Below are 13,192 nucleotides of genomic sequence, written 5' to 3' on the forward strand. Positions count from 1 at the left end.
AATTTCACGCACCCAGTGTTGGGGCCCGCAGCTTTCGCGGTGCCCTCAGCCGCTGTATTGCCCATTGAAAATTTTATGAGCACCTCCTCTTTTATCTCTGCGGGCAACGCCTCCAAAGCCACCACGCTGAACGCCCGCGCCAGCGACGACTTCGCCGCCAAATTGGCCGAAACCCAAGCGCTGCTGCAACGTGCAGCGGCGGAGTTTGCCCCCGTCACGCAAGCCTCCAGCCTCGGTGCGGAAGACGTGGTGATCACCCATCTCATCAACAGTTTGCAGCTCGACATTCCTGTGTTCGTGCTCGAAACTGGCGCGCTGCACACCGAGACTTTGGCTTTGCTGGAGCGTACCGAAGCCACCTCACGTGCGACCATCAACGTGTATCGCCCTATGCATGAATCGGTCATTCAGTTCGTGCGCACAGAGGGCCAAGACGCGATGTATAAAAGCATGGAGCTGCGCAAAGCCTGTTGCGGCATTCGCAAGATGGAACCCCTCGCACGCGCACTCAAAGGCCAACGCGCCTGGATCACCGGTTTGCGCCAAGAGCAATCGAGTGCCCGCGCCGATGTGCCCTTGCAAGACGACAGCGAAGTCGCTACCAAGAACTTAAGCAAATTCAACCCCTTGGCCAAGTGGACATGGGGTGATGTGTGGCACTACATCGCCACGAACCACGTCGACTACAACCCACTGCATGACCAGTTCTTCCCCAGCGTGGGCTGCGCGCCTTGCACACGCGCCATCGCCATGGGCGAAGAGTTTCGGGCGGGTCGCTGGTGGTGGGAAGACGAAGCCGCCAAAGAGTGCGGCTTGCACGTGAAGAAATAAAAAAGAACTGAGAACCGTATGAACGCCACGACACAAACTGAGTTGCACAGCCTTAGCAACACCCACCTCGACGCGCTGGAAGAAGAAACCATCTTCATCTTGCGCGAAGTTGCCGCCGCTTTTGAACGCCCCACCCTGTTGTTCTCGGGCGGTAAAGATTCGTTGGTGATGCTCAAGTGTGCTGAAAAAGCGTTTGGTGCGGGCCGCATCCCTTACCCATTGTTGATGATCGACACAGGTCATAACTTCAAAGAAGTAACCGACTTCCGTGACTCACGCGCCAAAGAGTTGGGTGCTGAACTGATCGTTCGCAGCGTCGAAGACTCGATGAAAAAAGGCACGGTGCGTTTGGCTCACCCCGGTGAAAGTCGCAACGTGCACCAGTCGGTCACGCTGCTTGAAGCCATTGAAGAGTTCCGCTTTGACGCGTTGATTGGCGGCGCTCGCCGTGACGAAGAAAAGGCGCGCGCCAAAGAACGCATCTTCAGCCACCGCGACAGCTTTGGCCAATGGCAACCTAAGGCACAACGCCCTGAGTTGTGGACCCTGTTCAACCACAAGTTGCAGCCCGGCGAACACTTCCGCGTGTTCCCCATCTCCAACTGGACCGAGCTGGACGTGTGGCAATACATCGCCCGCGAAAAAATCGCACTGCCTTCGATCTACTACACACACAAGCGTGAAGTGGTCGACCGCCGTGGCCTGTTGGTGCCCGTGACCGAACTCACCCCACCCAAAGACGGCGAGGAAGTGGTGGTGCGTGACGTACGTTTCCGCACCGTGGGCGACATCACGTGTACGTGCCCGGTGGAAAGCACCGCCGCCACGCCCGAGCAAATCGTGATCGAAACCTTGGCTGCCGATGTGAGCGAGCGGGGTGCGACGCGCATGGACGACAAAACATCTGAGGCTTCGATGGAGAAGCGCAAAAAAGACGGGTACTTTTAATATGCAAAATTCTGAACATTCCTCCGCCCTGAAATTCATCACCTGCGGCTCGGTGGACGACGGCAAAAGCACCTTGATTGGCCGCTTGTTGGTCGACACCAAAGCCGTGCTGCAAGACCACTTGGCGGGCGTGCAACGCTCGGGCGAGACCGACCTCGCTTTGTTGACCGACGGCCTCTCAGCCGAGCGCGAGCAAGGCATCACCATTGATGTGGCCTACCGCTACTTCAACACCGAAGCCCGCAAGTTCATCATTGGCGACGCCCCCGGCCACGAGCAATACACCCGCAACATGGTGACTGCTGCCTCCAGCGCTGACGCTGCCGTGGTGTTGGTCGACGCTATCAAGCTGGATTGGAAGAAGCCCGCTTTGGAGCTGCTGCCCCAAACCCGCCGCCACTCCCTGTTGGTCAACCTGCTGCGCGTGCCTTCCATCGTGTTTGCCATCAACAAACTCGACGCGGTGGACGACCCTGCGCTGGCCTACCAAAACATCGAAGCTGCCTTACGCAAGTTCGCCACTGAGGCGGGCATCACCATCACGGCCATGGTGCCTGTCTCCGCCCTCAAAGGCTGGAACGTGGTGGACACCACCAACGCCGATCAAGCCGCTTGGTGCGGCTACACGGGCCCTAGCCTGCTGAGCATCTTGGAAGCCTTGCCCAACACGCCTGCTGAGACTGAGGTGGCCTTTAGCTTCCCCGTGCAGTGGGTGGAAAAATTCCACGACTCCGGCGTGACCACCCAAGGACGCCGTGTGTTCTGGGGCCGTGTGGCCACGGGCAGCGTCGAGCCAGGCCAAACCGTTCAAGTCTTCCCAAGTGGCCAAACCGCTGTGGTGTCGCAAGTGCTGTCCGCTACACGTGAGCCGCAAAACAAAGCCGCAGGCCACAGCGCAGGCATCGTGCTGGACCGTGAAGTCGATGTGTCGCGTGGCGACTGGCTGCTGGCAGAACTTGGCTCGCCCGAAGGCCAACGCCAGCTCAACACCACCATCGCCTGGATGGACGATGAGCCTTTGGTCGCTGGGCGTGTTTATTGGGCTTTGCACGGCCACCGCTGGGTCAAAGCCAAAGTGCAACGCGTGGAGCACCGCCTGAACGTCAACACCTTGGCCAAAGAAGAAGCCACCGAATTGGCCCCCAACGCCATTGGCCACGTCACTTTGGCGCTGCAAGAGCCTTTGGTGACGCTCCCGTTCAAGCAGTCGCGCATCTTGGGCGCTTTGGTGTTGGTCGACACGGCCACCCACAAAACCTCGGGCGCAGTGTTGGTGAACTGAGCGCCAGCCCAGCCCCCAAACCAAGCCGTTTAAAATCTGGGGTCGCGGCCAGAGCTTGGCTCTGACGCCCACCCCTTTCCTTACTGATTGAATTGTCATGACGCACGTTGTCACCGAAGCCTGTATCCAATGTAAGTACACCGACTGTGTGGACGTTTGTCCCGTCGACTGCTTCCGCGAAGGCCCCAACTTCCTCACCATCGACCCCGATGAGTGCATCGACTGCGCGGTGTGCATTCCCGAATGCCCCGTCAACGCGATCTACGCCGAAGAAGACGTGCCAGACGGCCAGCAACACATGACCAAGCTCAACGCCGAGTTGTCCTTGATCGGCTGGCCCAGCATCACCAAGCGCAAAGCCCCCATGGCCGACGCCGACTCTTGGAAAGACAAGTCCGGCAAACTCGCCGAACTCAAGCGCTAAGCAGCGCTGCACGCGCGCGCACCCCGATGTCGGCTCTACCGATTCACGCCGACGCCGTCATTGTGGGCGCAGGCCCTGTGGGCCTGTTTCAAGCTTTCCAGCTGGGCCTGCAAGACATTCGTTGCCACATCATTGACGCCCTCCCCCACGCGGGCGGCCAGTGCATGGAGTTGTACCCCGACAAACCGATTTACGACATTCCCGGCATCCCGTTGTGCACGGGCCGTGAGTTGGTGGCGCAGCTGCAAACCCAAATCAAGCCCTTTGCCCCCACGTTTCACCTCAACCAAGAAGTGACAGAAGTCACGCGCTTGGACAATGGCTTGCTGGCCGTGCACACCTCTGCCGACCAACACTTTGTGTGCAAAGTGTTGGTCATCGCGGCAGGCGTGGGTGCCTTTCAAGCCCGCAAACTGGCTGTTGACGGTGCGCCTGCCTTAGAAGGCACACAGGTGCATTACCGCTTGGGCGACACATCGCGCTTTACGGGGCAAGACGTGGTGGTGCTGGGCGGCGAAGAATCTGCCGTCGTGGCGGCGTTGCAACTCATCCATGCAAGCCAAGTCAACGTGTCAACCCAGTCCCTTACCACATTTCAGGCTCCACGCAGCGTCACGCTGATGCACCGCCGCGATGTGTTCACCGCTGACCCCGTACTGCTTCAAGCCATGCGAGACGCGGTGGCTGACGAGAGCATGCAATTGCAAATTGGCCAGCCGACAGGTTTACTCGTTACCGATGGCCGCCTTCACGCGCTGCAAATCGCAACCCCTGATGGCAGCACCGTGGAACGCCCCGCTCAGCAACTGGTCGCCCTCTTGGGCCTCTCGCCCAAACTCGGGCCCATCGCCAACTGGGGTTTGGCCATGGAGCGCAAGCAGCTGGTGGTCAACACCGAAACCTTTGCCACCGATGTGCCCGGCATCTTTGCCGTGGGCGACATCAACACCTACCCTGGCAAAAAGAAACTCATTTTGTGTGGCTTCCACGAAGCCACACTCGCCGCCTTTGGCGCAGCCGCCATCGTGCACCCGACCCGCAAGACCTTGCTGCAATACACCACCACATCCACCGAACTGCACCGGCTTTTGGGGCTGGTTTAAAATTCATACCGCGTTAGAAGTAGCGCATTCGCTAGGGGTGTTGAAGCCGTCACCGACTTCGACTGAGAAAGTCCCTTTGAACCTGATTGAGGTAATCCTCGCGCAGGGAAGCTGGTCTACACAGAGCAAGCACCGTTCATGGGCTCGCTCAGGCCTCGCCGAACTGCCATTTACTTGAGACAAGCAATGGCAAACACCTCACACATCATGTCGGCCCTCGCATGAACGGCCTCATCTCCGAACTGTTGGCGTTCATAGCACGCCCCACGGTCAGCGATGAAGACTTCAACGCCCTCTCGCTGAAGCTGTTCGCGCACCAGTTTGAACACAACCGCCCGTTTCAAAAGTTTTGCCAAGGCCGTGGCAAAACACCACGCGTGGTGAAAAGTTGGCAAGACATTCCTGCCGTGCCCATCAATGGCTTCAAAGACCTGACGCTCAGCTGCGTGCCACCCGAGACATGCGCACGCACTTTCATGACCAGCGGCACCACCCGCGGTGATGTCAAAGGCCGTCACTACCACCCGAGCATGGCGGTGTACGACGCTTCTATGCTGCGCAACTTTGCGCAACATGTCATGCAAGGCGATGCCAAGCTGCGCATGGGCATTTTGTTTCCTGACGAGGTGTTGATGCCCAACTCGTCGCTGGCTCACTACCTCGCGCTGGCAGTCGAACACTTTGGCACACCAGACAGTGCCTACTACTTGGACGACCAAGGTCTGCGCATCGACGCTTTGTGCGAGGCCCTGCAAGACGCCCAAAACGCGGGCGAACCCTTTGCGCTTTTGGGTGCCAGCTACAGCTTTGTGCACTTGATGGACGCCCTGCAAGCGCGTGAGCTGCGCTTCACGCTGCCCCAAGACAGCCGCTTGCTCGACACTGGCGGTTTCAAAGGCCAATCGCGTGAAATTCCGATGGACGCGTTTTACGAACAACTGAACGCCACCTTTGGCGTCAGCCGTGATCAGTGCCTCAACATGTATGGCATGACCGAGTTGAGCACCCAGTTCTACGACGCGGGCAACCGCACCGTGCCCTCGGTCAAACGCGGCCCGCACTGGATTCGCTCACGATTGGTCGATCCACTCACAGGGCACGAGGTGCCCACTGGCGAGCGCGGCATCTTGGCGCACACCGACTTGGCCAACTTCAATTCGGTGGTCACCATCCTGACGGAAGACGTGGGGTTGGCCACCGAAGACGGTTTCGTGTTGCTGGGCCGTGCTGAAGGTGCTCAGGCCAAAGGCTGCTCCATGGCTGTGGACAACTTTTTGAAGGCAGCCCAAGCATGACCCACAGCGTGTTCAAAGCGGGCTACCTACCAGGCTTAACCGATGCCGACGTGTCGTGGCATCGCTTGAGTGTGGGCACGGGCACAAGCACGGGAATCCCTGAGCGAATGAACACGGACATCAGCTTGGGCACCCAGCCAGCGCCATTACAAGTCGATGTGCCCCAACTCACCACAGCGCAAATGAAGGCGCTCGCGCAACGTGTGCAAGACGCCAGTCGCAGGCATTTGAAAACCATGCCCGTCTCCGACATCATTCGCGTGCTCGACAAAGCCACGGCCCGTTTGCTGGATGCCAACGACAGTTATCGGCAACAGCTAGAACGCCTGCTGCCCCAAGCCACAGGCTTTGACGCCGAGATGGTGCGCCTAAACTTGAACGCTTATTTGCAAACCTTTCGCGGCTTGCAATTGCAACGCTTTGTGGCCGAAGACTTTGCCAACCCCAAAGTGCTGGACGAATTTCAGCCTCGCACCCAAGGCGGCTGGACACGCGCCTTTGGTCCTGAGTTGCTGGTGCATGTGTGGGCTGGCAATGTGCCCGCCTTGCCAATGTGGAGCTTTGTCTCTGGGCTCTTGGTCAAGGCAGGAAGCATCGGCAAAGTCTCTAGCGCCGAGCCGGTGTTTGCCACGTTGTTCGCCCGCCTGTTGGCCGAGGTCGAACCGCGCTGGGCCGATTGTTTTGCCGTGGTGTGGTGGCCCAGTGGGACATTGGCGCAAACGCACAACATCGCTGAACATGCGCCAGACTCAGCCGAGGTCTTTGCCACGGAGCGAACCACATTCGCCTTGGCAGACGTGGTGCTGGCCTATGGCGGCAACGAGGCTTTGCAGGCCATGCAAGCCCATGTGCCCGTGACTACCCGCTTTTTGCCACATGGCCACAAGCTGAGTTTTGGCATGGTGTCGGCCGCCGCGCTATCGGTGCACAAGGCTCCAAGCGTAGCGCGTCAAGCAGCGTTGGATGTAGCGCGCTACGACCAACAAGGCTGCTATTCACCGCATGTGTTTTACGTGCAACGCGGTGCGCCAGTCAGCCCGCATGACTTTGCGCAACACCTGGCCCACGCGCTGGCAACCTTGCAGCACAAGCTACCCCGCCGTGTGTTGTCGCTGGAAGAAGCCGCCCAGGCGGGTACTTGGCGCGAGGCCCATGAGTTCGCATCATTCAATGACGACGCGCAATGCCACACGGAGAACAGCAGCACCGTTTTCAGCGACACCCCCCTGAACGACAGCGCACCACACGCGCCCTTGCATGCCGTGCTGGGCAGCACCGAGGGGCTCAGTACCAGCACTGTGGTGTTCAGCGAACGCCCCTTACCTCTCAACGCAGGCCCGCTGAATCGCCATGTGTTGGTGGTTGCCGTGAACACGTTGGATGACGTGATGCCCCTGATTGCGCCACAACGCGATTACCTGCAAACCGTGGGCCTAGCAACGGCCCCCGAAGAGTTGTTGCATCTGAGCAGCAGCTTGGGCCAAGCGGGTGTCACACGCATTTGCGCGTTAGGCAGCATGACCTCCCCCGAAGCCGGTTGGCACCACGACGGGCGTTTCAGCTTGCTGGACTTGGTGCGCATGGTGGACATCGAAGCTTCCACCGAGCGTGAGGCCGAGAGCTTCACGTCCTACGAGGTGTGATGCTTTGAACACTTTCGCTGTGAACACGTCACCCATGCACTTCTTGCAACTCAACGCGCTGCACTTCGCCTACCCCGACCGGGGCGAGGTGGTGCGCGATGTGAGTTTGCACATCGCACCCAGTGAAATTCATTGTTTGATTGGCCGCAGTGGCTGCGGCAAAACCACGGTGCTCAAACTCGCGGCGGGCTTGCTCACGCCACAACAAGGCCAAGTCCAACTCAAGGGCCAGACTGTGCTGCAACCCACTTCAGACATGGGCTTTGTGTTCCAGTCCCCCACGCTGCTGCATTGGCTCAGCGTGCTTGACAACGTGTTGCTGCCGCTCAGCTTGCACGGGGCCGTCACACCCGCCCAACACGCGCATGCCGAACAGCTGCTGGCGCAAATGGGCTTGGCAGCTTTGCGTGACGACAAACCTCATCAACTCTCGGGCGGGCAACAAAGCCGCGTAGCGATAGCCCGTGCCTTGATCACCCAACCTGCGGTGTTGTTCATGGACGAACCATTTGCCGCCCTAGACGCCATCACGCGCGAAGACTTGCAGCGCGACTTTTTGGCGTTGTGCCAAGCCCACGGCACTGCGGTGCTGTTTGTCACGCACGACATAAGCGAGGCCGTGTATTTGGCCGATCACGTCAGCCTCATGCACCAAGGTCGGATGCAAGCGCCGCTGCACATCGCCTTGCCGCGACCGCGCCAAACTGAGATGCGCTACACCCCCGCCTTCAACGCGCTGTGCGAACAGCTGCGACACGCCATGGACGCCACACTTTGATGAAACGCGACGCCTTTTTCTCTGTCGTTTTAGGCCTCGCGGTCTTGCTCGCTTGGGAAGTGGTTGTGCGCGTGGGCCACACCTCGGCTTTGGTGCTGCCTGCACCGTCTGTAGTGGCGCTGTCCCTTTGGCAAGGCTTGGACAGCGGGTACTTGTGGCCGCACATCCTGCACACGCTGACCGAGGTGGTGTTGGGCTTGTTGCTGGGCGCCTCGATGGGTTTTGTGGGTGGCGTGCTGCTGGGCGAGTCGGCGCGTTTGCGAGGCATCTTGATGCCCTATGTGGTGATCAGCCAAGTGGTGCCCAAGCTCGCGCTGGCCCCACTGTTCATTGTGTGGTTTGGTTTTGGCATGTTGCCCACGGTGGTGATGACCGCTTTGATTTGCTTTTTCCCCTTGCTCGAAAACACCGCCACCTGCATGCAACAAGTTGATGCCAACAAGCTGGAGCTGTTTCGCATGCTGCGCGCCAGCCCTTGGCAAACCTTGTGGCGCTTGAAGCTCCCTGCGGGCTTGCCCAGCATCATGGCGGGCTTGCGCGTGGCCGTGGTGCTGGCTTGGGTGGGCGCGGTGGTGGGCGAGTTCATCGGTGCCAGCCGTGGTTTGGGTGCCTTGATCATCGCCGCGCAAGGCTCGATGGACACGCCGCTGATGTTTGCGGTGCTCACCGTCATCACGGTGCTCGGGCTCATGTTTTACAAAATTTGCGAATGGCTAGAGCGCCGTTTGCTCGGTACCGCTTCAACACTTTCAACAAAGATTTCGTCATGACTTGTCGCAACACTTCGCATACATCCAGCCCTTGGTTGCACCGCCTCACGGCGCATTTACGTGCCGATCTTCGCGCCAACGTCAGCACCAATTTACGCGCCCATTTAAACGCTCACGCACGAGCCCTTGGCGTCATTTGCGCCTTGGCGCTCTCGGTCGTCACCCCTACCACGGGCTGGGCACAAACTGCACCAAAGCTCGACAAAGTGGTGGTGGCGGGTTGGAGCAAGCCCATCACCGAAATCACCAACTTGCTGGTGGAAGAAGACAAAGGCTTTTTCAAAGCCCGCGGCATTGACCTGGGCTACGTGCCGGGTACTGGCGGTGGCGACGCGTTGCGCAACTTGCTCAGCGGCCAAGCCGATGTGGCCTTCACCGACCCGGGCTCCTTCTTCACCGCGCTAGACAAAGGCGAGAAGCTGCGCGCCATTTACGACATCTACCCACAAAACGTGTTCAACGTCGTGTCCCTCAAATCGCAAAACATCCTCAAGCCCGCCGACCTCAAAGGCAAGCGCATTGGCGTCTACAGCTTGGCCAGCGGCACGCGCCAAAACTTGCAGGTGCTGTTGAACCAAGCCGGGCTGACCGAAGCCGATGTGACCGTGGTGGTGACGGGCTTGTTGAACTTTGCCCCCCTCATGCAAGGCCAAGTCGATGCCACAGCCGCCACCGACACCGGCTTGCTGGTAGGTCGCCAAAAGGGTTTGGGCGGCGTGAACGTGATGGAAATTAAAAATCACCTCAATATTTCCAGCGACTTCTTTGTGGTGCGTGAAGACACCTACCAGCAGAAAAAAGAAGTGCTCAAACGCTTCTTGCACGCCTACCAAGACAGCGCCAAGTGGATGATGCAGTCACCTGAAGAAGCGGCCAAGCTCGCTGTGAAGCACGCCATCGACGGCCAAAACGCCAGCATGAACTTGGACATCATTCGACTGCGCAACGAGTCCAGCGTGTCGGCCATCACCGACCAACGCGGCTTGGGTGCTTTTGATATGGCTGGCCTGCAAAAAGGTGCCAACGCCTACAAAGCGTTTGGCGTGATTCAGCGCGACATCAAAGTGAGTGATGTGGTCAGTCAAGACTTGCTGCCAAGCCACACCCAACCTGTAGCGGCCAGCGCGAACAAAGCCGCAAAAACCAAAGTCACGTCACAACCCAGCGCCAAAACGGCTGTCCAGCAATGAACCCGACACCCCGCAACTTTGCAGGCCAAGTGGTCTTGGTCACAGGCGCCAGCCGCGGCATTGGCGCGGCCATTGCCAAAGCGTTTGCACGCGAAGGTGCGATGGTGCTCGTGAACTACCTGAACAACCATACCGCCGCCGAAGACGTGGTGGCCCAATGCCAACAACTCGGCGGCGATGCGTGGGCGCTGTCAGCCGACGTGCGCGCGCCCGAAGCGGTGAACGACATGGTGGCGCAGGCCTTGCGCGAAACTGGCCGCATCGACGTGGTGGTGAACAACGCGTTCAGCCCCTACACCTTTGACCCCGACCACCGCCAACGTTTTGGCGATGTGTCTTGGCAGTCTTACCAAACCCAGTTTGATGGCGCGGTGCATGCGGCCTACAACGTGTGTCAGGCCGTGTTGCCGCACTTCAAACAACGCGGGCAAGGCAGCATCGTCAACTTGAGCAGCGACTTGGTGGACCGACCCAGCATCGCCTACCACGACTACACAACGGCCAAAGCCGCACTCGTGGGCTTCAGCCGCAACCTGGCCGCCGACTTGGGGCCCTTGGGCATTCGTGTGAATTGCGTGGCGCCGGGCTTGGTCAGCCCCACCGACTCCAGTCGCGCCACCAAAGAATCGGTCAAAGACTTGCTGATCGCGCAGACCCCACTGGGCCGCCTAGCCACACCCGACGATGTGGCGGGGCCGGTGCTGTTTTTGGCTTCGAACTGGAGCCGTTTTGTGACCGGTCAGGTGTTGACGGTCGACGGCGGATTGGTGATGCGATGAAGCGGCACAGGCGCAAACCCATGATTCAACGGACCATGGCCTTGGCCCGTGGTCACGTCTGCACCTTGCGCAATCGCGCCCAAGATGAAGGTGCGTGCCAGGCGCACTGCGTCGCTCAAGCCATGGCCCAAAGCCAAGTGCGCCGCAATGGCCGACGACAAGGTGCAGCCGGTGCCGTGCACATTGCGGCTGGCAATACGCGTGGACGCCAAGCGTTGCGAAGGGCCGTTGGCCTGCACCAACAAATCGACCACCTCATCGCCCGCCAAGTGCCCGCCTTTGAGCAACACAGCGTTCGCGCCCATGGCGAGCAAATCTTGCGCGGCCGTGTCCAAGGCTTGGGCATTGGGAATGTCGCGGCCCAAGAGCAAAGCGGCTTCATCCAAGTTCGGCGTGATCACACTAACGCGCGGGAACAACTCGCGCACCAGCACTTGCACGGTCTCGCTGGCAATCAAGCGGTCGCCGCTGGTGGCCACCATGACGGGGTCGAGCACGACATTCTTGAGTTGGTAATGGTCGATGGCCCAGGCCACCACGTCCACAATGCCGGGCGCATGCAGCATGCCGATCTTGATGGCGTCGACACCGATGTCGTCCAGCACGGACTGAATTTGCGCTTTCAAAAACTCGGCGGGTACAGCGTGAATGCCTTGCACGCCCACGGTGTTTTGCGCGGTCAAAGCGGTGATGGCGCTCATGCCGTAGCAGCCCAAGGCCGCAAAAGTTTTCAAGTCGGCTTGAATGCCGGCACCACCGCCACTGTCAGAGCCAGCAATGGTGAGCACGCGTGCGTAGCGGTAAGAATTGTTCATGGGCGGCATTATCCGCAAATCACAAAGGACCTCATTCAATGAGCGCACAACTTTCAAGCGTGGTGCTAGGCGCGGGCCTGATGGGCCGTTTGCTGGCCCACACCTTGGCGCAACTCGGCCACCACGTGACGGTGTACGAAGCCCAAGGCCCTGATGCCCAAGGTGCAGCGGCGCGTGTGGCGGCGGCGATGTTGGCACCACTGGCCGAATCGGCCATCACCGAATTGCCCGTGGTGCAGATGGGCCAGCACGCGCTCAAGCGTTGGCCCGAGTTGATCGCGCCGTTGTCGGAGCCGGTGTTCTTTCAGCAAAACGGCACGCTGGTGCTGTGGCACCGGCAAGACGCGGCCGAGGCCAAACGGTTTGAACAACTGCTGCACCGCACGCAGCAACAACTGCCCAGCTTGCCTGCGGCGCAAACGTTGAACGCAGAAGGTTTGCTGCAACACGAGCCTTCGTTAGAAAACCGTTTCAACCAAGCCCTGTACTTACCCGGTGAAGGCCAGCTCGACAACCGCCAACTGCTGGCCGCCTTGCTCAAAAGCTTGGAGCAGCAAAACGTCGCCCTGCACTGGAACAGCCCCCGCGCGCCCGAAGATTTTCAACCGGGCCAGATTGGCCAACCCGATTGGGTGTTCGACTGCCGCGGCTTGGGCGCACGCACCGAATGGACCCAACTGCGCGGCGTGCGCGGTGAGGTGATTCGCTTGCATGCCCCCGAAGTCACGCTGGAGCGCCCCACCCGTTTGATCCACCCCCGCTACCCCATCTACATCGCGCCCAAAGAAGACCATGTGTTTGTGATCGGCGCGACCGAGATCGAGACCGAAGATTTATCGCCCGCGAGCGTACGCTCTACGCTGGAGTTGCTCAGCGCGGCTTACACCGTGCACAGCGGCTTTGCCGAGGCGCGCATCCTGGAAGTCGCCACACAAGCACGCCCGACCTTGACCGACAATTTGCCGGCCATCCGCTGTTTGGGCGAGCGCACTTTGCAGATCAACGGTCTGTACCGCCACGGTTTTTTGATCTCGCCCGCCATGCTCGACGTGGTGATGGAGTGGGTGCACCACCACACCACCACTTTGGCAGAACAATTCCAATTGAAGTTTGAACATGTCTGACACGACCCTCGAAGTGCTGATCAACCACGCACCGCACACCTTGCCGCAAGGCGCCACATTGGCCGATGCCGTGGCCGTGTCTGGCATTCAGCCCCCCTTTGCAGCCGCTGTGAATCTGCAGTTTGTGCCGCGCGGGCAATATGCTGCGCACGCGCTATGCGACCACGACAAAATTGAATTAATCTCCCCCATCACAGGCGGATAAATAGA

General features: G+C 59.6%; 14 protein-coding genes and 1 riboswitch. Of the genes, 13 read left to right on the forward strand and 1 reads right to left on the reverse strand.

Going from position 1 to position 13,192, the window contains the following annotated elements; translation table 11 throughout:
* Nucleotides 1–75 precede the first annotated feature (75 nt).
* The 11 genes from B9Z42_RS10500 to B9Z42_RS10550 all read left to right on the forward strand — a co-directional run bounded on the left by B9Z42_RS10500 (nucleotide 76) and on the right by B9Z42_RS10550 (nucleotide 11,043).
* On the forward strand, nucleotides 76–831 hold the full coding sequence (locus B9Z42_RS10500; RefSeq protein ID WP_100133502.1) for a phosphoadenylyl-sulfate reductase: 756 nt from the start codon (nucleotides 76–78) through the stop codon (nucleotides 829–831).
* Between the two features lie 18 nt (nucleotides 832–849).
* The gene (cysD, locus tag B9Z42_RS10505; RefSeq protein ID WP_100133341.1) at nucleotides 850–1,779 is read left to right on the forward strand and encodes a sulfate adenylyltransferase subunit CysD; all 930 of its coding nucleotides are present in this window, start codon (nucleotides 850–852) and stop codon (nucleotides 1,777–1,779) included.
* Between the two features lies 1 nt (nucleotide 1,780).
* On the forward strand, nucleotides 1,781–3,061 hold the full coding sequence (locus tag B9Z42_RS10510) for a sulfate adenylyltransferase subunit 1 (protein ID WP_100133342.1): 1,281 nt from the start codon (nucleotides 1,781–1,783) through the stop codon (nucleotides 3,059–3,061).
* Between the two features lie 97 nt (nucleotides 3,062–3,158).
* The gene (gene fdxA, locus B9Z42_RS10515; RefSeq protein ID WP_100133343.1) at nucleotides 3,159–3,485 is read left to right on the forward strand and encodes a ferredoxin FdxA; all 327 of its coding nucleotides are present in this window, start codon (nucleotides 3,159–3,161) and stop codon (nucleotides 3,483–3,485) included.
* Nucleotides 3,486–3,511: 26 nt separating this feature from the next.
* Nucleotides 3,512–4,588 (forward strand): NAD(P)/FAD-dependent oxidoreductase, encoded by a 1,077-nt coding sequence (locus B9Z42_RS10520; RefSeq protein ID WP_100133344.1) that lies wholly within the window; start codon nucleotides 3,512–3,514, stop codon nucleotides 4,586–4,588.
* 23 nt (nucleotides 4,589–4,611) lie between these two features.
* Nucleotides 4,612–4,714, forward strand: a riboswitch (TPP riboswitch).
* 95 nt (nucleotides 4,715–4,809) lie between these two features.
* Entirely contained in the window at nucleotides 4,810–5,883 is a 1,074-nt protein-coding gene (locus B9Z42_RS10525) for an AMP-binding protein (RefSeq protein WP_100133345.1), read from the forward strand.
* Nucleotides 5,880–7,526 carry an acyl-CoA reductase gene (locus tag B9Z42_RS10530; protein ID WP_100133346.1) on the forward strand — a complete coding sequence of 549 codons (1,647 nt, stop codon included), beginning with the start codon at nucleotides 5,880–5,882 and terminating at the stop codon, nucleotides 7,524–7,526. The genes B9Z42_RS10525 and B9Z42_RS10530 overlap by 4 nt, the downstream gene beginning before the upstream one ends.
* A gap of 34 nt (nucleotides 7,527–7,560) precedes the next feature.
* Entirely contained in the window at nucleotides 7,561–8,304 is a 744-nt protein-coding gene (locus tag B9Z42_RS10535) for an ABC transporter ATP-binding protein (RefSeq protein ID WP_100133347.1), read from the forward strand.
* A complete protein-coding gene (locus B9Z42_RS10540; protein WP_100133348.1) occupies nucleotides 8,304–9,074 on the forward strand; it encodes an ABC transporter permease in 771 nt (256 codons plus the stop codon). The genes B9Z42_RS10535 and B9Z42_RS10540 overlap by 1 nt, the downstream gene beginning before the upstream one ends.
* Entirely contained in the window at nucleotides 9,071–10,264 is a 1,194-nt protein-coding gene (locus tag B9Z42_RS10545; RefSeq protein WP_233203606.1) for an ABC transporter substrate-binding protein, read from the forward strand. The genes B9Z42_RS10540 and B9Z42_RS10545 overlap by 4 nt, the downstream gene beginning before the upstream one ends.
* Nucleotides 10,261–11,043: a 3-oxoacyl-ACP reductase gene (locus tag B9Z42_RS10550; protein ID WP_100133349.1), complete on the forward strand. Its 783-nt coding sequence runs from the start codon at nucleotides 10,261–10,263 to the stop codon at nucleotides 11,041–11,043. The genes B9Z42_RS10545 and B9Z42_RS10550 overlap by 4 nt, the downstream gene beginning before the upstream one ends.
* Here the strand turns inward: B9Z42_RS10550 and thiD are convergent.
* Nucleotides 11,004–11,867 (reverse strand): bifunctional hydroxymethylpyrimidine kinase/phosphomethylpyrimidine kinase, encoded by an 864-nt coding sequence (gene thiD / locus B9Z42_RS10555; protein ID WP_100133350.1) that lies wholly within the window; start codon nucleotides 11,865–11,867, stop codon nucleotides 11,004–11,006. The genes B9Z42_RS10550 and thiD overlap by 40 nt on opposite strands.
* Before the next feature lie 29 nt (nucleotides 11,868–11,896).
* Between thiD and B9Z42_RS10560 the strand changes: the two genes are divergently transcribed.
* Nucleotides 11,897–12,982, forward strand: coding sequence for an FAD-dependent oxidoreductase (locus B9Z42_RS10560; RefSeq protein ID WP_100133351.1), 1,086 nt, complete (start codon nucleotides 11,897–11,899; stop codon nucleotides 12,980–12,982).
* Entirely contained in the window at nucleotides 12,975–13,187 is a 213-nt protein-coding gene (gene thiS / locus B9Z42_RS10565) for a sulfur carrier protein ThiS (protein WP_100133352.1), read from the forward strand. The genes B9Z42_RS10560 and thiS overlap by 8 nt, the downstream gene beginning before the upstream one ends.
* The last annotated feature ends 5 nt before the right edge of the window (nucleotides 13,188–13,192 follow it).

Origin of the sequence: Limnohabitans sp. B9-3, assembly GCF_002778325.1 — a bacterium.
Classification (GTDB): domain Bacteria; phylum Pseudomonadota; class Gammaproteobacteria; order Burkholderiales; family Burkholderiaceae_C; genus Limnohabitans; species Limnohabitans kasalickyi.